Origin of the sequence: Photobacterium sanguinicancri (genome assembly GCF_024346675.1) — a bacterium.
Lineage (GTDB): Bacteria > Pseudomonadota > Gammaproteobacteria > Enterobacterales > Vibrionaceae > Photobacterium > Photobacterium sanguinicancri.
The window spans coordinates 2,477,361-2,503,372 of record NZ_AP024850.1; the positions used below are offsets into that span (position 1 = coordinate 2,477,361).

A 26,012-nucleotide genomic window follows, 5' to 3' on the forward strand; every position below is an offset into this window, starting at 1 on the left:
CACTTTTGTCATATAAATTAATATGAGCTGATATTGACCCACTTATACCAAGTGGAAATTAATAAGCGTTAACTACACGCATATGCCGAGTATTTAATGTTATTACCAGATAATCACATTGTTATTAATTGATAACGAGGTATGTTTATTTTTTTACATTTCAACTTCAAATGAAAAGATGATAGTAATCCTATCGTTTAATTACCGAGACTAAATTTTGCATAATACTTAAATACTATGCGCCACCTCTGATAAATACGTTATTAATATTAATAAAAAAGCCACGATACCGTGGCTTTTATTCTCAGTATTTCATCTCAACCTACTTTACGCAGCTTTACCTGATTCAAGTGTAAGACGAGTAAACTCCTCTGATGCAAAATCATCAACCGAAATGGCACGGCGGCGAAGTGCATCAGCATGGTTCATCTTCTCGACATCGTGCTCAGTGATAAGCCCTGATGCAAGAGCAAGCTCCAGCTTCTCACTCAGGGTCGCTTTACGAGGAATATCGCCAGCCTTAATCGCCTTGATCAATTTACGATCGATATCTTTCACATCTTGAAGTGCAATAAATGCACGCTCCATAATTGCAATCGGGTCGCCATCTTTTTCACCGACATAACACAATTTGGTTAAGCGATCGCGATGCGCTCCTGGTGTCATAAGTAGCTGTGCAATTTCAATGGTCACTTCATCTTTTGGCGCTTGGTAGCGAATACCCAACGGGAACAATAAAGTACGTAATAAACGACCAACCCCTTTACGCGGGAAGTTGTTCATTACCTCATCAAACGCGACACCACACTTATGCAAACAATGCTGAAGCGCATAGTGCACCATCGGTAAATCAGTTTGCTGACGGCCTTCATCTTCGAAGCGCTTAAGTGTTGCTGATGCTAGATACAGATGACTCAACACATCACCCAAACGCGCCGATACTAACTCTCTACGCTTCAGCTCACCACCAAGACTCAACATAGAGAAGTCCGCTGCAACAGCGAGTGCACGGCTCATTCGAGATAGATGGCGATAGTATTCCGCCGTTTCACCACTAACTGGCGCTTTATTAAAACGCGAGCCAGTAAAGGCATTCAGCAAGGATTTAGAGACATTACCAATCGCAAAGCTGATGTGTTTACCTAATAAGGCATCAAATTCTTTTGCCCCTTGCTCTGCATCAGGGTTAGCGGCAGCTTCCATTTCACTCAAGACAAAGGGATGACAACGAGTAGCCCCTTGACCAAAGATCATCAGGTTACGGGTAAGGATATTGGCACCCTCAACGGTGATAGCAACTGGCATACCGAAGTAATGATGGCCGAGGTAATTCTTAGGTCCCATTTGGATCGCACGACCAGCATGGATATCCATCGAGTCATTAAGAATCGTACGTGCCATTTCCGTCATATGGTACTTAGCAATGGCTGTCACAATGCCCGGTTTTTCTCCTTGATCGAGCGACGTTGTCGTCAAGGTGCGAGATGCTTCAAGCATGTAAGTAAAGCCACCAATACGGCCCATTGCCTGAGCAACACCTTCAAAATTACCAATCGACATGCCAAATTGCTTACGAACATATGCGTAAGCGCCTGTGGTACGAGCCGTCATATGCCCTACCGCAGCGCCGAGTGCTGGCAATGAAATACCACGACCAGCAGACAGGCATTCCACCAGCATACGCCAACCACGACCAGCAAAATCTTGGCCGCCGATAATCCAGTCCATAGGAATAAATACATCGTTACCACGTGTAGGACCGTTCATGAAGGCCATATTAAGCGGATCATGACGCATACCAACTTCGACCCCCGGATGGTCAGTTGGGATCAATGCACAAGTGATACCTAAGTCAGCTTTATCGCCCAACAAGCCTTCAGGGTCTTGCAACTTAAATGCAAGACCAAGCACGGTAGAAACAGGAGCAAGCGTGATATAACGCTTATCCCAGTTTAATTGAATACCCAACACTTGTTCGCCTTGGTAGTCACCGTAGCAAACCACACCTTGATCAGGAATACCGCCAGCATCCGAGCCAGCCTCTGGACCGGTTAGCGCGAAACATGGAATATCATCACCATTTGATAGGCGCGGTAACCAATAGTCTTTTTGCTCTTGCGTACCGTAATGTGAGAGCAATTCACCAGGACCTAACGAATTAGGTACCATGACACACACCGCCGCACTCAAACTACGCGTTGCGATTCGAGTCACTATGGTAGAGTTTGCTAACGCCGAGAAGTCCATCCCACCATATTCTTTACCAATAATTAGTGATAAGAATTTCTCTTTGCGCAGGTATTCCCACACTTCTGGTGGTAAGTCTCGGTCTTCTTGTACAATTTTGTAGTCATCTAGCATCGCCAACAAGGTTTCAAGCTTGGTGTCGATAAATGTTTGCTCTTCATCCGTGAGCTGAGGTTTTGGGTAATTCAGTAACGTATTCCACTCAGGGGAACCGCCAAAGAGTTCACCATCCCACCAAACACTACCCGCTTCCATCGCTTGTCGCTCGGTATCCGATAGTGGAGGTAGCACTTTCTTAAACATCTTAAAAGCGGGCTCACTGAGATAGCGTTGACGCAAATTTGTTAAAGTGCTCATTTTTCAGGTCCTTTTGTTTCATTTATCGATAATCGACTATTTTTGTTATATCTATGTAGGCATTACAGAGTTCCGTTTTGCTCATCACTCACAAGTAACAAGCTTTGTTCAATAGGTGCTGCGACGCCTGCCGCCAAATATGGCACCAAGCTATCAATAAGATCTGCGGTTGTTACTTTGCGAGCGAAATCATTTTCTGCAATTTGACGAAGCGCGGTACTCGACGCCATAGTGAATACTGATGCCCCGAGGGTAAAGTGCAAACGCCAAAATAAAGTTTCAGGATCCAGAGAGGGGTTGGCGCGGCACACTGCACTCGTGAACAAATTTAAGGCTTCTTTATAATGCGTAATCATGAACCAGCGTAAATGACCTTGCACATCGGTATAGCCTCGGCCAATTAACGACATGAAATTACTCGCACCGTATGGGCGAAAATCGTCTAGCTGAACCAAAGGACGCTTGATGCAATGAAATACATCTTCCATGGTGATTTCATCACGAGAATGAAGCGATTCAAGCTCTTCTATCAAGACAGGGACAAATTGCTCTAAATAGCGATCAAGCACCGCGCGAATAAGGGTTTTCTTATCACCGTAGTGATAGTTCACCGATGCGAGATTAACACCTGCTTTACTGGTGATAGTACGTAACGAGGTTTCATTAAAACCATGCTCCGCAAACAGCAGTTCAGCGGCATCCAGAATTCGCCCTTTTGTTTCTCCTTTCACTGCCATTTTCATTCACCTGTATTAAACACATGTTTGAACTTTACATCTCATCATGTTTTTTAACAAGTATTAAACACTTGATATCGGCTCTCGCGTTCACAATTCCAATGATACCTAATGCACATACTGCTGATTATAAGATACTTCAATAGGTTCAAACTTAGAGGTAGAGAGCATTGCGAAGGGGTAGCTAGAATATTCGAACCAAAAGAGATGAGTAAAAACAGTAAGGGAATAAAAGGAGTAAATATTTTGTGGAAATAATGGGAACATTTTGCACATTGGCAGGTCTTATATAATGCCACTGCTTTTTCTTAGAAGATATTCTTCAAAGCCTGTTCACTGCTATGAACAGGCTTTCTTTCGTTTTGAACACAAGATGATACCTTGTGCCTGTCACGTGATTAGCTCAGCCGCCTGAATACCACTGTATTATCAAGAATATCGGTCCACTGTTGGTAATCTAAGCCCGTATCAAATACATACTCTGTAATCAGCGAACGTGCCGTTGTAAGCAGCACATCGGCTTTCCATGGCTTTTCAAAGTAACTCTCGATTCGCGCTCGGTTAATTGCCGCTATGGTATCTTGATGCGTAGCTTGCCCTGTCAATAGTACCTTTTTCGTTGTACGAAAACGGGCATCTTGAGAAATTTCAGTCAGTAACTCCACCCCAGTTTTACCTGGCATAACATGATCTGAAATCACAAGTGCAATATATTCACCCTCGGCATCCAGTTCATCCATGAGATCTAGCGCTTCATCCGCAGATTCACAATCCTCCACATGAAAGTAATCATTTAGTGGTGCGAGATCTTTCAGTACAGCGCTTAATACTTCCCTTTGGTCATCCACACAGATGATGTTCAACTTTTCCATAACCGTTCCTTACAAATTGCTAAACTATTGGCAGTTTGATTCTAAATTTGGTTTTATCTACATCGCTTTTTAACGCGATCGTTCCACCGTAGCTATGAACAATACGCTGTACTATCGACAATCCTAACCCCAAGCCAAAAGACAAACCGCCTTTTTTGGTCGTGAAGTTAGGTTGGAATATTTTTCGGCGTGTCGCTTCGTCAATCATTGGTCCATTATTGCTAATGGTAATCATCAAACGATTCTTTGAATAACGCGTAATAATTTCGATGGTTGGCGTGTCTGTTTGCTCCATGGCATCACACGCATTTTTAATGATATTAACCCACACCTGAACGAGTTCAGTCGAGCTGGCCGTAATGGCGGGTAATACTGCAGGGCGCAAAACAACATTCACCCGACGTAAGTTGCTTTGCAATAACGCCAATGATTTATGAATGGTGTCGTTTACATCAACATCGGATTGATAATCTTGATCACTACCACCCAGTTGTTTCACTGAACGCACAATATTAGCGGCATGTTTGGCCGCAATTCGCATGTCGTGCAAGTCTCGCCCGACATCCCAGTACTGTAACGCTTCATCTATGTTATCAAGCCATAACGCAGGTACATCACCTTGGGGCAACGCCCTTGCAAGTTGACGGGCTTGATCTCGGCTAAGGGTATACTTTGCTTGCAGCTCTTTGGCTCGTAGCCTAACTTGTGCTGAAGTATTGGATTGGCCTTCACAAATCCCTAAATCTATAAAAGGAGCAACATGGGGTTTGTTCTCTTCCAAGAACTTACAAATTGCATCTTGAACAGTTTCAGTCTTACTACTTAGCACACCGACGGCATTATTAAGCTCGTGGGCAATACCTGCAGCAAGCTGACCAAGCGTTGTCATTTGCTCGGCAGCATAAAGCTTTTGCAGGGCCTTTTCTTTTTCTATCGCTTGCAGTCCAGTTAACATTTGTCGCTGAGCTAATTCATGCACCATAACAGGCATAAACTGTTCACTGAGCGAACCATATTGCTCGACATCAACTGCGGGTGTCGTTAAATCAATCCAAGCGAGTACACTGTCTTTCTCGGCAATAACGGTAGTTGAAGCTTGCTGGGTCTGAGCGAAAAAACTGTGCACACCAAAAAACATCCCAGGCTCAACGCTGAAGACTTTGGTGGTCAGATCGTTTTTATCGGCTTTTAAATACCCCGAAAGCTCACCACTTTTCACCCAATACAAGCGATCATTAAAGCCATCTTGTTTGAGCACTTGCGTACCGGATTTCACCGTTTTGGTGCGACTTGTTTCCTGAAAATAGACATCAATAATACGCTGTAACGCAGCTGGACGATGCATCCCTTTAGGCACACCGTTTTGAGCTATCATGTCGTTATTCATCATGTCTGATATTGTTGTTGCCATAGCAGCCGTTATCTCCAGATGTCACCAGACCAGCATTACTGAATCGTCAGTTTGGCGCATTTTTCTGCGCCAAACTGTGATAATCGCAAAGCTATTTAAATGAAGTTCACTAGATGCAATAGCCAAACCATAACAAAGCTCATCACAACACCAACCACACCAATAATCACCCCCACACGCGCCATTTGGTTACTTTCAACATGGCCCGTCGCATGTGCTAATGCGTTCGGTGGAGTACTGATAGGTAAAGACATCCCCAGCGAGGCAGCAAACGTCACAATCAAAATTAAGGTTATTTCTCCGCCCAATGGCACCAAACTCGCCATGGATGTACCTAGTGCTGCCATAATCGGCATCAATAAGTTCGCTGTCGCGGTATGAGACATAAAGTTCGCCATGGTCAAACACAGCACTGCCGCCCCCACTAACACAACATACGGAGAGTAATCATCAAACGGAATGCTATGTACCAACAAGCGAGCAAGGCCCGTTTGATCGAGTGCCAAACCTAAAGCAATACCACCCGAGACTAGCCACAAGACATCCCAAGAAATTTTCTTTAAATCTTCCTTATTGATAATGCCCGTTAGTGAAAACACAGCAACAGGAATTAACGCAACAGTGTAAGAGTTCATACCGTGAGTCGAGCCCATTAGCCACAGAATAATCGTCAGGGCGAACGTGACATAAACCGTGATCGCTTTCGGTGTTTTAAGGAATTTACCTTTAATGGTTAATTCAATTTTCTCTTGTTTTGCTGGGTATAACTTATTAATTAAAACCCATGCGAACATTAATAAAATCGCGACAAAGGGCACACCAAACATCATCCATTCACCAAAGGTAATCAGATTTTCGCCAGTGAGGTATTTAAGGGCGATCGCATTCGGAGGGGTACCAATCGGGGTACCAATACCCCCTATGTTTGCTGCAACAGGAATACACAACGCAAAAGCAATTTTCCCTGGATCACGATCGCCAAATAGCGCAATCACTGGCGCAAGAATAGACAGCATCATCGCGGTTGTTGCCGTATTCGACATGAACATAGAGAAAATAGCCGTGATCAGCATTAAACCAAACATCACATATTTAGGTTGATGACCAAAAGGCTGAAGTAATACGCGGGCCAAGTTAACATCGAGGCGGTACTTGGTTGCTGCCATCGCTAAGAAGAAACCACCCAAGAACAGCATAATAATAGGGCTGGCAAATGTAGCCATAATATCGCTGTAAGAAAGCAATTCACCAAAGTGCTCTTGGCCATGATCCAAGCGGAGCAAGTACAAACCTTTATCTGAAAGCAATAACAGTTCAAGTACGATAATCACAACGGATGTGGCGTAGATAGGGATTGGCTCCATCACCCAACACAAAGCCGCCAGTAGGAAAATTGCGATAACCCGCTGCTGAATCACAGTCATTCCCTCAACAGGAAATGCCGATGCAGGTAGCATTAAAATGATCACGGGGATCAAGATCGGAATGATATACCGAAGATATTGGCGCATGTTTGAATATTCCCTTAAACACTAATATTTGAATCTTGCTTGTAAACGCCGCCTCTTTCGCAGAAAAAAAGCGTTCACTGTCAACTCCGTTTGATAGTTATCAAACCAAGCAGCTTAATACTTTAGTAGTAAGAGTTATATTGCGTTGTTACTGCTGTTTTTTCACCGGTTTAGATCAATAAATAAGTGAAATAAAACAATTATTTCAATCAAACTTTGCAAGCTAACTCGCTGAACAATAAGAGTAAACAATCTTAAATTACGAGAAATAACCATCTAGATCACAAAATCGAAGTAAACGTGACTTACATCACCTTAATGGCGCGCATTTGTCACACAAATAATAAGAAAGACATCAACATCGCATTATGCCGCTGTTATGGCGTTTCGATCAGAGGGAAGTACTGCAGTCTATTATTGAAGAACTAGAAAGGAAGGTTTAGTGCCTTTCCCTACTCCAGAAAGGCACCGACATGAAAAGAAACTAACTAAAGGTAATTCGCTAAAATAGCGTTATTTTACTGGCTGTTCTTGATCATTGGCCATCGACTCTTCAAGTACGTTTTCTTGTCCTATATAAGTACGAGAAGAACAAAACGGCGTAATTGGTACGCTAGGCTCAAGTATTTCAACTTCTTGCTGTTTCTGCTCATGTTCGTATGCCATGGTTTTAACCTGGCGGATAACCAGAGTAAAAGCCAATATTCCAAACAAGACTGACCCGACAGCTTGCCCCATCAATACCCCGCCCGCACCAGCTAATTCACCCCCAATGTACACAAATGGGATAGTACCCAGTGTTGCTTTACCCATATTTAGCGCTGTCGACCACGTTGGACGATTCAAGTTATTAAACGCAGCATTGGCAACAAAAAGTGCGCCGTTAAAGATGAAAGTCACAGCAACAAAGGTACAGAAAATACCTATCATGTAAGCAGCATCACCTTTCAGGCTAAAGATACTGATAATAAGGTCTTGCCCTAGCCACAACAATATCGATACCAACACGCAGTAAACCGAAGTAAATAGCAGCGCATCTTTTAAGGTACGGGTAATGCGATCCCACCGTTCCGCGCCAAAGTTTTGCCCAATAATAGGCCCAACCGCACCAGATAATGAAAATACCAAGGCAAAACTAACCGGCATGATTCGGCCAATAACTGCATAACCCGCGACAAAGCTTTCACCAAACTGTGCGATATGGCTGGTGACAAACGCATTTCCAATCGGTGTCGCGGTATTGGTTAAGATGGCAGGAAAGGCAATCGCACACACACTCGCCAAAGATGCTTTAAACGAGGTGAGGCTCGGTTTAGCAACGAGGTTATGTTTATAGATAACAGCGTGAAGAGAGAAAACAAGAACGGCTAATCGAGCAAACACAGAGGCTATCGCAGCACCTTCAATGCCCATTGATAATCCAAAGATAAAAATAGGGTCTAGTACCGCATTCACACCACCACCAATCAACGTAGCAATCATAGAACGGCGAGCATCACCCACGCCACGCAATGCAGCACCTGCCGCCATTGAAATAGCGATCATGGGTGCGCTTGGTAGCAAAATTACCAGATAAGACGTCGCCGCTTCTGCGACTTTTCCTTTCGCGCCTATCATGTCGAGTAACTGGGGTAATTGCCACAGCATCAAAGTCACTAAGATACAGCAGATAATGAAAGCAAACATCATGACGTTAATCGTCAAGTCTCGCGCTTTCTCATGTTGCTTGGCACCAAGTGCACGTGAAACCAAAGCGCCCATCGCAATCGAAGTACCGATTGAAGCTGAGGTGGAAAAAAAGACCAAGGTGCCAGCAAAGCCAATCGCAGCAGCAAGTTCAATTTCACCCAACATACTAATAAATAGCATATCGACCAGATCGACTAAGAATAGTGCCATCAAACCTACGGCACCGGTTCCTGACATGACTGCGATATGTCGCATGGGTGAACCTGTGACAAACTTTGCGTGCTGTTCGCTCATTCCGTTACCTTTGTTGATTCCCTTTTTCGTCGAAAAGGAAAATACGCTAACGACAAAAAAGGCGCACAGTGCGCCTTTTTCATTCTTTTCAATTATTGAGCAAAATCATACTGGATGCTTAAAGCAAGCGCCAATTTGATTACTGATAGCTGTCAGTACATCACGTCGAGTAATAACGCCAACTAACTGGCCACTTTCAACAACAGGGTAAATTTTTGGTTTTTGCCCTGACATCGTTTCCGCTAATTCAATAATTGAACTGTCAGGTGAGACAGTTAATACATCAGCTCGCATACACTCACCAACCGTGTGTGTATCCTGGCAGTGATAACCCACCTTAATCAGCTTTTGAATCATATCTTGCTCAGACAAGAAACCAACAACTTGACGATTTGCATCAACAACAGGACCACCGATTTGTTTTGCCGTTAACAACTTATCAAGTGCCGCAGACAGCGACTGACTTGGATCAAAAGTCACTGGGCGCATATTCATATAGTCTTTAACTTTTAACGATTCCATGCATCCCCCTAAATCTCATTATGTGCAGAGAAGTGTGTGCCGAAAAATGATGCTAAGAATCAACGATTCGTTGTCTTGCATCTAAACCAGCCATCAGAACAAGTCGTCTGACCTTTCTGTGTTAAGTGTCGTCTATTTATCTGAAATTACTAAATACAAATAATGTATTTCATCAATAGACAAAACCTATCAACAAGTTTTGCAGATAAAAAAACGCGCTATCTCTTGCGAGATAACGCGTTATTAACCAATAAACTCAGTGTAAGCAATGCTGCTCAGTAAAGTACTGGATGCGTCTACATTACATAAACAACATAAATAACATACCCAATGGCAGTTGATCGCCATTAGCTAAAATCACCTTGTCGCCTTCAACTTGCATGTTCAATACATATTTGTCGTCTAGGCGCTCTACGATTTCGGCTTGCTCCATCATGGTCGCTCGTTCTAACAACGCAGGATCCATTTCAACTAATTGTTTAGGCAATTCTAGTGCAATATTGCCCGTTAGCTTTTCAGCAATTTTATCTACACTTTGAGATGCGCGCGCTAAGCCAGGTTTAACCACAAAACGAACTTGGCTACGAACATCCCCCATTGGCGTCGTCAGGCTTAAATCGTCCATCGCGAGCGTTAACCCTTTTGCCACTAGCAAATCTAACGCTAACAGTGCTTCTTCTTGCTGTTCTTGGGTCATCTGTTCGTTAATGTCATCGCTCATGTTACCTAAGCGTGCAATCGCAGGGTAATCTAAACCAATGAAAGACAAGTCAAAGTTAAAGTTGTCATAATCTTTACCATCAAAAGAAACAATCTTTTCAATGGTCACTTTATTTTCATTCGTTAAGCGAGTATTTTCATCAGCCTCAGCATCTTTTGCTGGCTCAGTTAGCACGTTACTCATTGCGACTGACATATTTGTCAGGCTTACTGCTTTATCGTTATTGCTATCAATGAATTTTACTGAGCCTAACTGCGCTTTTTGATTGCCCAACCAGAACTGGCCATCCATCTTCCCTTTACCGCCACCCGTGAAATTCAGCATTTCCATGGTTTCGTTTGCGGTAGTCGTGACCGAAAACTGCGGCAAGTGGTAATGGAACTCACCTGCCCCTTTCCCATCTACATCACCATCAAAAATGAAGGGTTCGCTGGATACAGATGAACCAAAATCATCTTTGTAAGCAACCGGGTTAATCACCACTTTAAATTCAGTATGACGCGTTAATGATGTCTCAGTTTGGAACGTAATTGGCGCTACACCTTCGCCCCATGCTTGCGCTGCAACTTTTTGTAAACCCTCATCCAGCTCAAGTTGGCTGTATGAGGTCATACCCAGTAAACCATGCTTGATCTTATGCGAAACATGCCAAACAGACGGTAGTCCTTCTTCTTCAAACAGCGGTTTAAACTCGTCTTTTATTTCGATTCGAGATACCGCTTCAGAGCTTAAATAGCCACGATCATAACTCTCGTTGCTGATTTTGACGTAAGGGTTTTCATACTTGCCAACCGTATCCAAATAAATACGTTCACCAACTTGACCCACAGCAATCGGCCAACACACCGCCACCGCAATAGCACCACCAATTGCCCCAATTTTCTTGAGCGTCATAAATATCCCTGATCGTAAAAAATAAACTGAGGCTAGTGTATTACAAACCGCTGCATACCTCTATGAATCCTCTATGGATCAATAAGTAATACGTCCAAATTGTTGTCAGCCTCTCAGACCCTACTGTTCATTTAACATACACTGAATAAAGAACTCCCTTTTAAAGGATACCATCGTGAATAGCTTTGTTATTTTGTGCCTGGATGATGAGCCCAGCATTGTCGAGCGACTGCGGCAAGACCTAAGCCCATTCAGTGATCTCTTTGATATTGTCGAAGCTGATAGTATCGACGATGCCAATGACACGCTGGCCTTTATTGAGCAGCAAGGCCAACAAGCTGCGATGGTGATTTGTGATAACGATTTGGGTGCAGATAACGGCGTCGATTTCTTAGTACAATTAGATAACCACCCTGTCACTAAACGCGCTCGAACAGTCTTGTTGAATGACAAGCCACAAATTGATGTCATCATGCAAGCCGTTAACGAAGGTCGGCTTAATTACTGCTTAACAAAACCTTGGCAACGTGAAGAGTTACACCGCGTCCTCATTAAAGAGCTCACAACCTACGTCATAAAACACCCCGATGAAGATTGGCTAAAATACAGCCAACTGCTTGATCACCGTCGTATTCTAAAAGCGCATATCGACCGGCAAATGTCGAGTTTTCGCTCGGGCTTTATCCGTCACGGTGATCAACTTGATGACACGACACTCGCCAGCCAAGTCACCGACGCCCTGCACAGTTTCTTTCAAGGCAATGATGAACACAAAGCGTGCCGCACATACAGCGAAGGCCATGTGCTCACCCACGAAGGTGAAGCTAATAGCTTCTTATGGTTTATCACTCGGGGAGAAGTCGCGTTATATAAAAAAGATGAAGATGGCTTTAAGCATGAAGTGGTACGCGTAGGATCTGGCAACCTGATTGGGGGGATGTCTTTTGTAACAGATGAAGCTTCATTTTCAACCGGTATTACCCTATGCCAAACCGACGTCATTAAATTAGATCGACAGCTGTTCACTAAGGTCATGAATTCCCAAAGCGAGTTGCTCCCCCTTTTTACCAACCTTTTATTACGCAACTTTAACCGCCGCTTACAAGGCAGCATCAAAACCGAAATGCGGTTACAGCAAACCCTAAAGTCACTTGACGAAGCCTATCAAGAACTTATCGACAAAGAAAAAATGGCAATGTTAGGTCAATTAGTGGCTGGCGTTGCGCACGAACTGAATAATCCAGTATCTGCCATTTTACGCGGCAGCGACACCTTAAAAGAAACTATCTGTAAATTAACCGACTCACAGCTTAATCACGATAATCAAACCCAAGGCAATGTGATTTTGCAGCGTGCAATGCAGTCCCGTCCCCTATCGACTTCAGAAGCTCGACAACGTGCCAAGCAACTCGAAGCAACACTTGGTGATAGGCAAACCGCCCGCAAGGCCGTTTTAATGGGCCTCGATGACACCGATAGCATTGAACGCTGGTTACTCCCACAAAAGCATCAACTCAAAACAGTGGTTGATGAATGGGAACACTATTACCAGATGGGTAATTTCTTACGGTCAATCAATGTGTGTGCTCACCGTATCGCTGACTTAGTCAAAAGCTTAAAAAGTTACGCTAGGCAAGATGATGAAACCACCCACGATGTCGATTTGCATGAAGGGCTTGAAGATACCTTGGTCATCTTTGAAAACCGCTTAAAGCGACACCATGTCACCAAAGAGTATGCTGAACTACCACATATACGTTGCCAACCTATTGCGTTACAACAGGTGTGGACGAACTTAATAGCCAACGCTTTAGATGCGGTTATAGAACCCGGAGAGATTCGAATCACGACTCAATTCACTCCCAATAGCCACCAGCAAAGTATTGATATTTTAGTAGAAGATAATGGAAAAGGCATTCCACAAGCACAGCAAGAGAAAGTCTTTGAGCTCAATTACACCACTAAACGTGAAGGTAATTTTGGTCTTGGCATTGGTTTATCGGTTTGCCAGCAAATCATCCATCAACACAACGGGACCATTCGCATCGAGTCTGAGCCTGAAACCTTTACCAGAATGATCGTTACTTTACCCGTTCACCCAAACTATTTCTCTGTTCAAGCAGCACCTGACAAAGCTGCCTCTTACAAATCAAGGTCGAGTCAAACAGATCAAGATAAAACGGAACCCGTCAAATAAGACACTCACATAAGGAAATGCTATGAAAAAATATATGATTTTATGTGTTGATGATGAACGTGAAGTACTCGACAGCGTATTACACGACCTTGATGCCTTAGGTGAGCATTTCATCCTTGAAGCCGCGGAATCTGTGGACGAAGCCAAAGAAGTATTAGCCGACGCCATTGCCGACCATATTCCGTTAGCCTTGATTTTATGCGACCACATCATGCCCAGAGAAACAGGCATTCACTTTTTAATTGAATTAAAACAGCAAGATGAAACTAAAGCGGCACGTAAAGTATTGCTGACGGGACAAGCTGGCTTAGAAGAAACCGTCCAAGCCGTTAATAACGCAAGCTTGGATTATTATATTGCGAAACCCTGGGATGGTGAGAGCTTAAAAGAGATTGTGATTGAACAACTTACAACCTATATGATTGACAACGAGAAAGAGTTAATGCCGTGGGCACGCATATTAAATGCGGCAAAAATCATGCAAGCAATGAGCGATCGCCGCTTGTCATTATCCGACGGTTAATCATCATACAAACTTTGCGCTAGAACTGAGAAGTGTTATCTTTATCACAAAATCTAAGTTCTCCTAAAAGGTGACGCTATGAAAGTTGCAGTCTTTAGCACAAAAAAATACGACCAAAAATCCTTTGAGTTGATCAATCAACATTATCAGCTTGAGCTTTCTTATTTTGAGTTCCGCTTAACAGAGCAAACAGCGCGCATGGCACAAGGTTTTGATGCTGTATGTGCGTTTGTGAATGACGACTTATCACAACCTGTTTTAGCGCAACTGGCTAAAGCAGGCGTTCGCCTTATTGCTATGCGCTGTGCTGGGTTTGATAAAGTAGATCTTAATGCCGCACAGGCTCTCAATATTCAAGTAGTACGTGTACCTGCATACTCACCAGAAGCGATTGCCGAACATACTCTTGGCCTAATGCTGAGCCTGAATCGTCGTATCCATCGTGCTTACCAACGTACACGCGATGCCAACTTTTCACTTGAAGGGTTAACCGGCTTTAACTTTAACGGTAAAACCGTCGGTGTTATTGGTACTGGTCGCATTGGTATTGCAACCATGCGTATTTTAAAAGGGCTCGGCATGAATATTTTGGCTTACGACCCCTTTGAAAACCCAGCAGCCATTGAGCTAGGTGCAATCTATACCAGCCTTGAAGATATCTACCGCCAAGCAAACGTGATCACCCTTCACTGCCCAATGACAGATGAAAACTACCATATGTTAAATGCTCAAGCTTTCGAGCAAATGCAAGATGGGGTGATGATCATCAATACCAGCCGTGGCGGTCTACTGAACTCCAAAGATGCCATTGAGGCACTAAAAAGCAGTCGAATTGGGTCGCTCGGTATTGATGTGTATGAAAACGAGCAAGACTTATTCTTCCAAGATAAATCGAATGATGTCATCAAAGATGATGTGTTCCGCCGTTTGTCATCATGCCACAATGTGCTATTTACTGGCCATCAAGCTTTCTTGACCGATGAAGCACTGGGTAACATTGCCGATACAAGCTTACATAGTATTACCAAATTTGCTCAGGGCGAAACATCGGGTAACGAACTCATTAAAAGCGTATAACTCAAACTTAGCGTTTCATAAGGGCTAAGCAGCATAATGCTTGGAACATAAATAAACGCAAAGTGTGGCTGCATTCACACCCTCCCTCTTAATTTGGTGGTTATTTAACCACCAAATTATCATTTTGAAGAACAAGTCAGTTCAAAACCTATTATTGGTATTACTTGTCCTTTAGAATATGACGAATTCTATTTTATAGCCTTTGGAATCTTTTTCATGCGCAAAACACTTATTGCTACAGGCATTGTGCTAGCAACAATGACTGCAGCACATGCTGAAACACCAGCAACTAACACCATGAGTAACTTCAGCTACGATTACGCAGAAGCGCGTATTGGTATTGATCCATTGACTTACGGTGGTGGCTTCAGCATGTCAATTCACCCTAATGCGCACATTACAGGTAGCGTTGATACGCGCTTCAAAGGTGATTGGGATGCAAATGTTGGTGTTGGCTTCCACGCGCCAGTGAACAACTGGGCTGATATTACGGGTGAAATCAAAGCCCTTAATGTTAAAAATGACCGTTACAACAGTTCTGGTGGCAAGATGGGTGTTGAAGTGAACTTAGGTGTTCGTCAATGGCTTGGTCCACAATTTGAAGTTGGCGGCAAAATTGGTCACACAACGATCAGCGACGATGACAAAGTAATCGGCTCTATCACAGGTCGTTTCCATGCAACCGAACTATTCTCAATCGGTGCTGAAGGCAAATTCAATGGCCTTTACGGTGATCAAATCATCCTGACGACACGCTTTAAGCTGTAATCGGTTTTTAGATAATCCGTCAGTACAGAAACGGTAGCCAATAAGCTACCGTTTTTTATTTTTCGCGATATACTCGGTCATATATCGCTGGCAGCAGCATAAGATACCGAGCCATATCACATACACTAGCAGCCAAGTACTCTGCCATTTACTCTCGGTTTAGGTATACTAGCCAGACATATTTGTCAGTAAGGCTCACAGCCACATGAAACAACTACTCGATTTTATACCGCTTATTGTTTTTTTTGTTTTGTATAAAACCCATGATATTTTCGTTGCAACAGGTGCCTTAATCATAGCCACCGCCATTCAAATTGCCTTGACGTGGTTTTTGTACAAGAAAGTCGAAAAAATGCAGCTAATAACCTTCGCAATGGTCGCTGTTTTCGGTAGTTTGACGCTATTCTTACATGATGAAAACTTCATTAAATGGAAAGTCACCATTGTCTATGCGCTCTTTGCGATTGGCTTAGCGGTTAGCCAATTCATGGGGAAACCCGCAATTAAAAGCATGCTAGGCAAAGAACTGACTTTACCCGATCCCGTTTGGAACAAAGTAAATTTGGCTTGGGTCTTATTTTTTACCGTGTGTGCCGTTGTTAATATCTACGTTGCATTCACTTTACCACTCGATGTTTGGGTAAACTTTAAAGTATTCGGCTTGCTTGTATTAACGTTACTCTTTACCCTTGCCACTGGCGGGTATATTTATCGCCATATGCCGAAAGAAAACGGTTCAGACAAGCAGTAACTCGGAATCAACAATGACCACAGAAAACAACATCCCACGCGGACAACTCCTTCTCCGCACCTTAGCAATGCCAGCAGACACCAACGCCAATGGCGATATTTTTGGTGGTTGGATCATGTCTCAGCTTGATTTAGCTGGTGCTATTTTGGCAAAAGAAATCTCAGGCGGTCGCGTAGTCACCGTTTCCGTCGAGAGCATCGCATTTAAAGCGCCTGTCAGTGTTGGCGACGTTGTTTGCTGTTATGGTGAATGTAAGCGCATTGGTAACACGTCAATGAGCGTAGGCCTTGAAGTTTGGGTTAAGCCAGTGGCACACGAGGCCGTTGGGGATCGCTATCAGGTTTGTGAAGCGACCTTTAACTATGTCGCCATCAATAGTGAAGGCCGACCACGCCCGGTGAAAAAAGCCTAACTAGTAAAAAGCCTCACTTGCTGTGAGGCTTTTTTGTAGTGTGAAACGCTCTCATCGCAAAGCATTGATACCCTCGCGTCGCAAAGATACAATCAAGCAACTGATACCCAGATCTCCACAAAAAAGGAATATAACAATGTGGTATGTAATCTTCTCTCAAGATGTTGAAAATAGCCTAGAGCGTCGTTTAAGCGTTCGTGAAAAACACCTAGCGCGTTTAACAGAGCTTCAAGCACAAGGTCGATTATTAATTGCAGGCCCAAACCCTGCTATCGACAGCGAAAACCCGGGTGAAGCAGGCTTCACGGGCTCAACCGTGATTGCTGAATTTAACTCGCTTGAAGACGCAAAATCATGGGCAGATGCCGATCCATACATCGACGCGGGTGTTTATCAAAACGTTATTGTTAAACCATTCAAAAAAGTCTTACCTTAGCTTAAAAAAAGACGGTATTACGTCAATTGATTAAGCGGTTTAGAAAATCACTCGGTAAACACTAACAATAAGAAAACCACACTTATGCTGAAGAAAATATTAGCGGTAGCTGCACTTCTGGTTTTGAATGGATGCGCATCAAGTGAAGATGATACAGCCATTGCTTTAGCAAAAAGCCGAGCTGCAACCATTAACGCTAAAGCGCCTTACGACAAAATCGACGAATATAAAGTCATGAAAGCCCAGGCGAAAAATAAAACGGTTGTGATTACTGTCCTTTACGGTGGCGGAGGTAAAATGGCGCCATCTCAAACCATAAAAGCGGCAGCAGCAAACTATTGTAGCAGTGATGAACTCACACCACTTTTTGATGCAGGTGTTAGCTACAATATAAAAATCATGGACATGCGTGGGCGCACCATGGTTGAACAATCAGTTTATAGCGAATACTGTAAACAACTGATGCAGTAATCGCGACAGTAAAGATACAAAGGTCACACAAAAATGGCCGCGAATATCACTATTCGCGGCCATTTTATTGCAAGAAAGCAATCATTCAATAGAGAGTACTCTCGCTGCACATTATCGACAGAAGATAAGGGCTTTTAAGCCACCATCCGGATCAATATCTTTGAATTCAGGCGGGTTTTCTAACCGCTCAATAAACTGTAGTTCAGGGGCTTCTTGCGCCATACCATCGATTAAGAACTGAGAATCAATAGATGGATCGTTCACACATGCCAGCACTTGGCCATTTTCAGTCAACAACTCAGGCAAGCGACGTAATATTTTTGCGTAATCTTTTGTGAGTGCAAAACTACCTTTCTGAAAAGATGGTGGGTCGATAATGATCAAATCATAGGCACCCATTTTTCGCACTTTTCCCCAAGACTTAAACAACTCATGGCCTAAGAAGCTAACCTTTGATAAATCATGATTATTCAGATGATGGTTATCACGACCTCGGCTCAACGCTGCTCTAGCCATATCAAGGTTCACAACATGCTCGGCACCACCGGCAATCGCGGCAATCGAGAAACCACAAGTGTAAGCAAATAAATTAAGAACACGCTTACCTTCAGCCTGCTCCTGCACCCACTTACGGCCATAACGCATATCTAAAAATAAGCCATTGTTTTGCTTACGACCTAAGTCCAGCTTATAAGTCAGACCATTTTCGACCACATCTTGATATTCACCCAATTCGCCCCAGATCACTTCTGTTGGTGAACCATCACGATCACGGTGCTGGAGTAACAATGCCTTGGCACCGCATTGCTGCCATTGTGTGGTCGAGAGTAAACGCTGCAATAGCGCATTCAACTCAGAAAGAAATTCTTCAGAAAGCTCTTTGAATAAAGAAACCAAGACTTGATCTTGTAGCCAATCAACCGTGATTTGCTCTAACCCCTGCCAGCAGCGACCACGGCCATGAAACAAACGACGCACTTCAGATGGTGGTGTCGATAATGCATTAAGGAGGTGTTGTTCTAATTGAGAAAGTGCGTTTATATCCATCTTGCCAGTCGATTGTTCAGATAAAGGCGCTATTCTAATACCAATTCCATTAATTAGCTAAACAGAATATTGCGCAGTAATTGGTACTTTGAGCCAGCGAGAATGATTTGATCACTGATGCGTCAGTATGATCATCTAGCGAATTCAAGCGACTAGCTTTAGTTGTTCTTCTTCAATACGGGAGCTGGCGAGTACAACATACTCAGCGGTGATTCGGACTTGGCGATGGCGTTTAAGACGGGTTTTAATAGTGTGGCGGTTACGACGGAGAGAGGCTAAATCCCAAAAGCGGGTTTTATTTTTCTTTTTCTTAATTCGCATACGTAGCGAGACGGAACGGGTCAGGCGCATTCGATTCCTCAATCTAGGTCATTTCCTAGACCGATATTATAGAGAAGTCGTATTAAGATCGCATTTGCGTTTGAACAAGTTAGCAGCAGTTAAACCAAGTTATTTTTTGTTTTAACCATATTTGTTGAATAACGCTGCTATCCCTAAGCTACCGGTACTAAAATCAAAACTAACGCACTGAAAAGTTGTAATAAGTACAGACTTAGCGCTGACATGCCTTTTGTAGGCTATCGGGCAATGTTGGCCATGTTAATGTCCACGGCGATTGCCATTGTGCTAACGCCACTTTCACTTCATCACTATGCCACAACTCACCTTGTTCTGGTGGGCAAGTAAAACGTTGGGTTTCGCCTTTATATGGAAATGCCAGCGAGTAAGCATGCAAGTAACCACGGTCTGCATCTTCGCTGCCATAAATCGCATCCCCAGTAATGCCAGCACCGACACTGCGCAGCGCAACCCGAATTTGGTGTGTTTTACCCGTATGGGGCTTACATAAAAAGAACCGACGACCATTACCCGCAGCTGCAGAAAAAAACTGGGTGACTGCTGGGTTTTCTTTGGTACTTTCAAGTTTCCAGCTGCTGCGACGAGAACGACTCATATCGCCCACCACGACACCTTGTTTTTTCTTCGGTTTTTTAGTGCTGATCGCAATATAAAACTTATCGACAACACGATTGGCAAAATTTGCAGAGAGTAAAGCTGCAGCCTCTTTATTACGCCCTAATAAGAGCAAGCCTGATGTCATCTTATCTAGTCGATGAATCAAGTAGAGCTGCTTATCACCCGTTTGCTCAGCAACCGCCGCTAACAAAGGCTGATCATTATCATCTTTATGCACACTCACGTTGGGGTGTTTATTGATAATTAAAAAGTCAGGGTGTTGATGAACCAATGTAAACATACTGCGGCCTTAGGTAGAGAAAGCGGTAAACGGCATGAACGCGGCATGCACATAATAGAAAGCGGAGTATATACCCAAGTCATTATAAAGTGCAGGCTGCTATCCATACCTTTATATAAAAAGAAAACCACTCGATTGAGTGGCTTTCTTCTTTTATGTATTCCGTAGTCTAGGCAAAGAATACAAATAGCATCAGTAGTGGGCAAACAACACGAACATACCAAGGCCAAATTTTCCAGAATAAGCCTTGTTCCAGTTCAGGGTAACCTTGCTTGATCTCTTGTAATGCTTGATCGCGCTTCCACACCCAACCAACAAGTAGTGCGAATACCATACCTAAAATAGGCTGAGCATATTCCGTGGTCAGCGATATAACCAAACCAAACATATCCCCAAAGTTAAATACGATAATGCCAGAGAAAACGGTAATAATGCCGCCAATCCACCATACTGCGACTTTACGATCTTGCTGTAACTCTTCGGTTGCACAAGCAACGGGGACTTCAAGCATCGAGATTGACGATGTGAGTGCAGCGATAACCATAAGAATAAAGAACAGAACACCAACCAATAAACCAGCTGCGCCCATGGTATCAAACATCGCAGGTAATACGCTGAAGACTAAAGTGTCTGATGACAGTAAAGCCCCTGCTTCGTTATAAATTTCAACACCATTGTTTGCAGCTACAAACATCGCAGGCAAAATCAATAGCCCGGCAATGAAAGCAACACCAGTATCAAGTAGAGCAACTTGCGCAGCGACTTTCGGTAGGTTTACATCCTTTTTGATGTAAGAGCCGTATACCATCATCGAACACACACCAAGCGAAAGAGAGAAGAAGGCTTGCCCCATCGCACTCACAACAAGATCGGCGCTAAACTGGGAAAAGTCAGGAATAAGGTACATTTTCAGGCCATTGATCGCGCCATCTTGGGTCAAGATGTAGGCCACCATCAATACAAACAATATCAATAGAACAGGCATTAACCGTGTCGACCAGCGTTCGATACCATCTGCAACACCATTACGAACCACCACTATGGTGAGCACCATAAAGACAACCATCAAAATAAGATTACGAGCCGTACTGAAAGACTCTAACCATTGCGCGGCCGACACCATACCAAGCGATTCAAGAATGGGCCCCGCTAAAGAACCCAACAGCCAGCCTGCGACAATGGCATAGAAACTGAGGATCATAGAAACCGCGATCATGCCCGCAATACCAAGTCCAGTCGCAACTTTCTTCTGTTGAGGCCAAATTGAACGTAGAGATTTAATGGGGTTGGCACTGCCGTAACGACCAATAGTAAGTTCAGCCACCAACAGTGGGTATGCCAATGCAAAAACCATCAATAAATATACAATCAAAAAAACAGCGCCGCCGTTACTTGCCGCTTGGGTCGGAAAACCCCAAATGTTACCTAATCCAACGGCTGAACCTGCTGCTGCTAAAATAAAACCAATTTTGGAGCTAAACTGCGCCCTCGATTGACTTGCCATACGCCTTCCCTGTCGTGTTAGTTTTCATTATTTCATTGGATGCACGCTTGTAAAATATAGTTTACGAAACGAGAAAATGTATTTCCATTGTGTTACTGGCTAGTAAATCAGTTATCGAATAAAATGTGAAGCGCACTTTTCAATATTTTGATATTTGGCTCTGTTTATTTTCACCAATCCTGCATAAAACACTAACTTTATTCACATCAGCATCATGACATCACACTTAATGCATACTCACTGATATTTTCTATCCTTTGGTACTGGTATTGGCTTTAGTATTCCTCGTTACACTTTAATCCGCACTCAGCACCGACTTTAGTGAGTTAACACTATGTTTTCGCGACAAAACGATGCAAAATGCCTACAGAGTTTTGCAATTATAAGTCTGTAAATGGAACAGTTTTATCAAATCCTAGCTTGGGTTAGCGTTTTTCTATATTGGCTACTGATAGCGGGTATTACAATTCGGGTTGTGTTCAAACGTCGTGTCGTTGGCGTCTCTCTTGCGTGGTTGATGATTATTTACATCATTCCGGTCGGTGGGATCATAGCCTACCTTTTATTCGGTGAACTCAATCTAGGAAAGAAACGGGCTAAACGCGCATTAGATATGTTCAGCCCATACGCAGACTGGTTTCAACGCCTGAATGATTGCCCTGAACACCAACCACAACTGATGAGCCAATATGCGCGGCCAATCTGTGATTTGTGCGAAAATCGCCTAGGTATACCAAGCCTCGTTGGCAACAGCCTATCGCTTCAAGATTCCCCTCAAACCATTTTAAAATCTATTATTGAAGATATAAAACAAGCACAGCTTTCCATTCATCTTGAATTTTATATCTGGCACCCAGGTGGCTTAGCCGATGAAGTCGGTGTCGCATTAATCGATGCCGCAAAGCGTGGAGTACGCATAAAGCTATTATTAGATTCCGCAGGTAGCATGCGTTTTTTCCGATCCCACTGGCCACGATTAATGCGTCATGCAGGTATTGAAGTCACAGAAGCATTAGCCGTCACCCCGTTTCGAATGTTCTTACGCCGCTTAGATTTACGTCAACACCGTAAAATTGTGGTGATCGACAACGAAATTGCCTATACCGGATCAATGAATTTAGTCGACCCAAGGTTTTTTAAAACCGATGCTGGAGTTGGCGAGTGGGTAGATGTGATGGTGCGGTTAACCGGACCGACAGTCACAGTGCTAAACAGCATTCAAGCCTGGGACTGGGAAGTTGAAACGGGGATGCGAGACTTACCGCCAATGCCGAGTTGTAACGTCAACCATCCCGATGAGCACTCAGATACAGTGCAGGTCATCCCATCAGGCCCTGGAATGCCAGATGAAATCATCCATCAGGTGTTGCTGCTCAGTATTTATCAAGCATTAGAAAGCGTAGTAATTACAACACCTTACTTTGTACCAAGTGAGAATCTGCTTCACGCCCTGCGCGGTGCGGCACTTCGTGGGATCAATGTCAGTCTGATTATTCCAGATAAAAACGATTCCACCATGGTTGAATGGGCAAGTCGTTCATTTTTTGCTGAGTTACTCAGCGCGGGCGTAAAGATTTATCGATTCCATGGCGGACTGTTGCACACGAAATCAGTCGTTATCGACGATAATCATTGCTTAATCGGCACAGTTAACTTGGACATGCGCAGTTTGTGGCTGAACTTTGAAGTCACATTAGCCGTAGACAGTGCTGAATTTACCCAACAATTAAGCTGGCTACAGCAAGAATATATTAAAAACTCCACCTTAGTTGATTGGCGTGAGTGGGAAAAACGTTCAGTCCAGCATAAGCTTGCTGAGCAGTTTTTCTATATGTTTAGCCCACTCCTCTAACCCACATACTTAGTGTAAGTACCGCTCAGCTACGAATAGAGCAATCAATAGCACGAAAAAATCCCAGCCAAGTCGAACTTGCGCTGGGATTTTTAATCATGCGGAAAGATAACGTTCTATTAAACTTTAATCTCAACACGTCGATTAAGCTCTCGCCCTGTTTCAGTACTGTTATCAGCAACAGGTGCAGACTCGCCCTTACTAGACGCTTTTAATTGGTTTTTATGCATTCCACGCGATTTTAAGAAAGCTTCTACCGACTCACTACGACGCAACCCTAATGCCAAGTTATATTCGGCACTGCCCTTTGCATCAGTATGGCCTTCAAGCTGAATCATCGCGTTACTGTGCTTTAATTGACCTGCAATCTTTTCAAGAATACGTACCGATGTTTTGCTCAGTGTTGAGCGGTCAAAAGTAAAAAATACCCGTGCAATAGTTTGTCCACTCTGGAACTGAGGAGAGGTATCATTATCTACAATTCTGACGACATCATTTTGCTCAAGGTATGCAAGACAATCACGGCTTATATCCGTAGTATCCGCTAATAATTCGGTATAAGCAGACAAGTTTAAATCAACCGGTTTACCCGCCAGCATTTGACCATTACGATTATGTGCAATAATAACAGGCTGATGCTGAGTAATGGTTAACTCTTGATTAAAAGCTGTTGTTTCACATAAGTGCTGAAGCAAAGTTTCATCCGCATATACGTTAGTTGCAGTCACTAATAATAATGGCAGTAAGCGTTTCATCATGGTTAAACATCCTCATTGTGATCAGCATCTTGCTGCACATTTTTATTACTTGGTACTAGTGATGGTACTTGCAGTGGTTCTGTATTATCAGATTCAACATTCAAAATAGGCAAAGCTTCATTTGCTGGTTTGGCTAAATCCTCACGCAATTGCATGAACATTTCAGTTGCTTCTTCCTCACTCATTTCCTGTAATAACAGGTTTTTCACTGCCGAGTATTGCTTTGAAAGCATCAAACTAACAATTAAATTCGCTTTAATTTTTGAGTCGTAGCGATTTTTTTGATATAGCGGTGATAAGCGCTTTGCCGCTTTATCATATTTACCTTCCATCATTTCAGTCATGGCAAGATTATTACGAATTGCATCTTCATTTTTAAAGCCAACACGCGCTTCAAAGAAGTATTTACGCGCCTCATCAAATTTACCTTGTCGCGCCAGCATAATGCCGTATAAATTTTTAACCGCAAAAACATCCTTACCAACAGCTAAGCTGTAATCAATATAATATTTAGCCTGACTGTACTCTCTATTATGGTAAGCAATATCCGCTCTTGTTAACCAACAAGTATCTATCTTACTGCACTCATCGTCGGGGACTTGGTCAATATAATAACTTGCCGCCTCTACATCATTATCTTTAAAATAGGCAGCAGAAAGCTTTACTGATGCTACATAGTCTTTAGCATTATTTTTCAATCTCGCACGGTAACTCTCTTGCAAACCATCATAATTCTTAGTGATTTCCATTCGCTCTTCATCAGAGACTTTAGGTTTCGGCGAGCCTGAGCAGCCAGCAAGAGCGATTAAAACAAAAATACTTATTACTATTTTCATTAGCCAATCCCTCCCGACTGCGCAACTCTCATGACACCCGGAGCGATGATCAAAATTACAATAGGAATCATAATAAATAATATAAGTGGGACACTCATTTTGGCAGATAACTTTCCAATTTTTTCTTCAGTTTCCAGCATTTGAACTTCACGAATATCTTTTGATAGCGTAATTAACACTTGGTAAATCGAGCTACCATGCTGAAGGCTTTGCAGTAAGGTAAAAGTAAAACTACGTACTTCTTGAGTATTAATACGCACTGCAAACTCTGTCAATGCGGTTTCTAAGCCTGTCAAACGTGCACGCTCTGCCGTTTTATGAATATGATAGGCTAAGTGTTTGTCAAAACCTTGCATTTCATCCGCTAAATAGGCAAGTGCCGATTCAAGCGTCATCCCCGTTTGAACACATACCGCCATTAAATCAATTAAATAAGGCAGCTCTCGACTGACATTGCGCTCGACGGCTTTTCTTTTAGCCACAAGCACCCAATCAGGAACGATAATCACCGCAATCATAACACCCAAAAATGGCAAAATTGCATCATTCAATTGCCATATACCAGCTAAGATCTGGAATCCACAGATAGCAGTAGTTATCCCTATCACACTAAATTTGGCTGGTAAGTAATATATTGCTAAACCTTTATTATATACACCAGCCTGCTCAAGTTTATGTTCAAACTCTTTTTTGTTCTCCGCGCTAATTTTATTCATTGCTTTGCGGAAGTTCCGACGCGCATCGGACTCTGTTTCTTCACTCTGTAACAGGTGATGCATACGCTTACGTAACTTGGCTTTATAGCTTGAATGAATCCAGCTGAAAGCACCGACGCCTATAAGCAATATAACGAGAGATATCAGCATT

24 protein-coding genes are annotated in these 26,012 nt (G+C 43.1%); 9 read left to right on the plus strand and 15 right to left on the minus strand.

Annotation, left to right across the window (positions count from 1 at the left end; translation table 11 throughout):
• Positions 1-327: 327 nt before the first annotated feature.
• From OCU87_RS11575 to OCU87_RS11610, 8 genes are all read right to left on the minus strand, one after another.
• Complete coding sequence (locus OCU87_RS11575; RefSeq protein WP_261857197.1) at positions 328-2,604, minus strand: acyl-CoA dehydrogenase; 2,277 nt, start codon at positions 2,602-2,604, stop codon at positions 328-330.
• Between the two features lie 62 nt (positions 2,605-2,666).
• Positions 2,667-3,341: a TetR/AcrR family transcriptional regulator gene (locus OCU87_RS11580; protein WP_062690770.1), complete on the minus strand. Its 675-nt coding sequence runs from the start codon at positions 3,339-3,341 to the stop codon at positions 2,667-2,669.
• A gap of 398 nt (positions 3,342-3,739) precedes the next feature.
• On the minus strand, positions 3,740-4,213 hold the full coding sequence (locus OCU87_RS11585) for a response regulator (protein ID WP_062690769.1): 474 nt from the start codon (positions 4,211-4,213) through the stop codon (positions 3,740-3,742).
• Positions 4,214-4,232: 19 nt separating this feature from the next.
• A complete protein-coding gene (locus OCU87_RS11590) occupies positions 4,233-5,558 on the minus strand; it encodes an ATP-binding protein (RefSeq protein WP_261858380.1) in 1,326 nt (441 codons plus the stop codon).
• A gap of 161 nt (positions 5,559-5,719) precedes the next feature.
• Positions 5,720-7,135 carry an SLC13 family permease gene (locus OCU87_RS11595; protein WP_261857198.1) on the minus strand — a complete coding sequence of 472 codons (1,416 nt, stop codon included), beginning with the start codon at positions 7,133-7,135 and terminating at the stop codon, positions 5,720-5,722.
• Positions 7,136-7,648: 513 nt separating this feature from the next.
• Positions 7,649-9,118 (minus strand): MATE family efflux transporter, encoded by a 1,470-nt coding sequence (locus OCU87_RS11600; protein WP_261857199.1) that lies wholly within the window; start codon positions 9,116-9,118, stop codon positions 7,649-7,651.
• A gap of 105 nt (positions 9,119-9,223) precedes the next feature.
• The gene (locus tag OCU87_RS11605) at positions 9,224-9,640 is read right to left on the minus strand and encodes a CBS domain-containing protein (RefSeq protein WP_062690767.1); all 417 of its coding nucleotides are present in this window, start codon (positions 9,638-9,640) and stop codon (positions 9,224-9,226) included.
• Between the two features lie 301 nt (positions 9,641-9,941).
• Positions 9,942-11,255: a DUF945 family protein gene (locus OCU87_RS11610; RefSeq protein ID WP_062690766.1), complete on the minus strand. Its 1,314-nt coding sequence runs from the start codon at positions 11,253-11,255 to the stop codon at positions 9,942-9,944.
• A gap of 175 nt (positions 11,256-11,430) precedes the next feature.
• Here OCU87_RS11610 and OCU87_RS11615 point away from each other — a divergent pair, with 175 nt between their 5' ends.
• The 8 genes from OCU87_RS11615 (at position 11,431) to gspS2 (ending at position 17,890) form a co-directional block, all read left to right on the plus strand.
• Complete coding sequence (locus OCU87_RS11615) at positions 11,431-13,452, plus strand: ATP-binding protein (protein WP_083540942.1); 2,022 nt, start codon at positions 11,431-11,433, stop codon at positions 13,450-13,452.
• A 22-nt stretch (positions 13,453-13,474) separates the two neighbouring features.
• On the plus strand, positions 13,475-13,975 hold the full coding sequence (locus OCU87_RS11620; protein ID WP_261857200.1) for a response regulator: 501 nt from the start codon (positions 13,475-13,477) through the stop codon (positions 13,973-13,975).
• 78 nt (positions 13,976-14,053) lie between these two features.
• A complete protein-coding gene (locus tag OCU87_RS11625) occupies positions 14,054-15,052 on the plus strand; it encodes a 2-hydroxyacid dehydrogenase (protein WP_062690764.1) in 999 nt (332 codons plus the stop codon).
• Between the two features lie 216 nt (positions 15,053-15,268).
• A complete protein-coding gene (locus tag OCU87_RS11630; RefSeq protein WP_048900212.1) occupies positions 15,269-15,820 on the plus strand; it encodes a hypothetical protein in 552 nt (183 codons plus the stop codon).
• Positions 15,821-16,025: 205 nt separating this feature from the next.
• Positions 16,026-16,571, plus strand: a complete 546-nt coding sequence (locus OCU87_RS11635; RefSeq protein WP_062690763.1) for a septation protein A — start codon at positions 16,026-16,028, stop codon at positions 16,569-16,571.
• A 13-nt stretch (positions 16,572-16,584) separates the two neighbouring features.
• On the plus strand, positions 16,585-16,983 hold the full coding sequence (yciA, locus tag OCU87_RS11640; protein ID WP_062690762.1) for an acyl-CoA thioester hydrolase YciA: 399 nt from the start codon (positions 16,585-16,587) through the stop codon (positions 16,981-16,983).
• Between the two features lie 136 nt (positions 16,984-17,119).
• Positions 17,120-17,419: a YciI family protein gene (locus OCU87_RS11645; RefSeq protein WP_062690761.1), complete on the plus strand. Its 300-nt coding sequence runs from the start codon at positions 17,120-17,122 to the stop codon at positions 17,417-17,419.
• 84 nt (positions 17,420-17,503) lie between these two features.
• Entirely contained in the window at positions 17,504-17,890 is a 387-nt protein-coding gene (gene gspS2 / locus OCU87_RS11650; protein WP_062690760.1) for a type II secretion system pilot lipoprotein GspS-beta, read from the plus strand.
• Between the two features lie 111 nt (positions 17,891-18,001).
• On the opposite strand, the gene OCU87_RS11655 is transcribed toward gspS2, so the two are convergent.
• From OCU87_RS11655 to OCU87_RS11670, 4 genes are all read right to left on the minus strand, one after another.
• A complete protein-coding gene (locus OCU87_RS11655) occupies positions 18,002-18,937 on the minus strand; it encodes a class I SAM-dependent methyltransferase (RefSeq protein ID WP_261857201.1) in 936 nt (311 codons plus the stop codon).
• A 144-nt stretch (positions 18,938-19,081) separates the two neighbouring features.
• Positions 19,082-19,288 (minus strand): hypothetical protein, encoded by a 207-nt coding sequence (locus OCU87_RS11660; RefSeq protein ID WP_062690758.1) that lies wholly within the window; start codon positions 19,286-19,288, stop codon positions 19,082-19,084.
• A gap of 202 nt (positions 19,289-19,490) precedes the next feature.
• Positions 19,491-20,195 carry a TIGR01621 family pseudouridine synthase gene (locus OCU87_RS11665; protein ID WP_094956840.1) on the minus strand — a complete coding sequence of 235 codons (705 nt, stop codon included), beginning with the start codon at positions 20,193-20,195 and terminating at the stop codon, positions 19,491-19,493.
• A gap of 169 nt (positions 20,196-20,364) precedes the next feature.
• On the minus strand, positions 20,365-21,699 hold the full coding sequence (locus OCU87_RS11670) for a sodium-dependent transporter (protein ID WP_261857202.1): 1,335 nt from the start codon (positions 21,697-21,699) through the stop codon (positions 20,365-20,367).
• Between the two features lie 394 nt (positions 21,700-22,093).
• On the opposite strand from OCU87_RS11670, the gene cls reads away from it, so the two are divergent.
• Positions 22,094-23,551, plus strand: coding sequence for a cardiolipin synthase (gene cls / locus OCU87_RS11675; RefSeq protein ID WP_094956838.1), 1,458 nt, complete (start codon positions 22,094-22,096; stop codon positions 23,549-23,551).
• A 119-nt stretch (positions 23,552-23,670) separates the two neighbouring features.
• Here the strand turns inward: cls and OCU87_RS11680 are convergent, their stop codons facing one another.
• From OCU87_RS11680 to OCU87_RS11690, 3 genes are read right to left on the minus strand one after another with little or no spacing between them, the layout of a single operon-like run.
• Positions 23,671-24,309 (minus strand): OmpA family protein, encoded by a 639-nt coding sequence (locus tag OCU87_RS11680; protein ID WP_261857203.1) that lies wholly within the window; start codon positions 24,307-24,309, stop codon positions 23,671-23,673.
• A gap of 2 nt (positions 24,310-24,311) precedes the next feature.
• Complete coding sequence (locus tag OCU87_RS11685; protein ID WP_261857204.1) at positions 24,312-25,145, minus strand: tetratricopeptide repeat protein; 834 nt, start codon at positions 25,143-25,145, stop codon at positions 24,312-24,314.
• On the minus strand, positions 25,145-26,011 hold the full coding sequence (locus OCU87_RS11690; protein WP_261858381.1) for a type II secretion system F family protein: 867 nt from the start codon (positions 26,009-26,011) through the stop codon (positions 25,145-25,147). The genes OCU87_RS11685 and OCU87_RS11690 overlap by 1 nt, the downstream gene beginning before the upstream one ends.
• Position 26,012 lies beyond the last annotated feature (1 nt).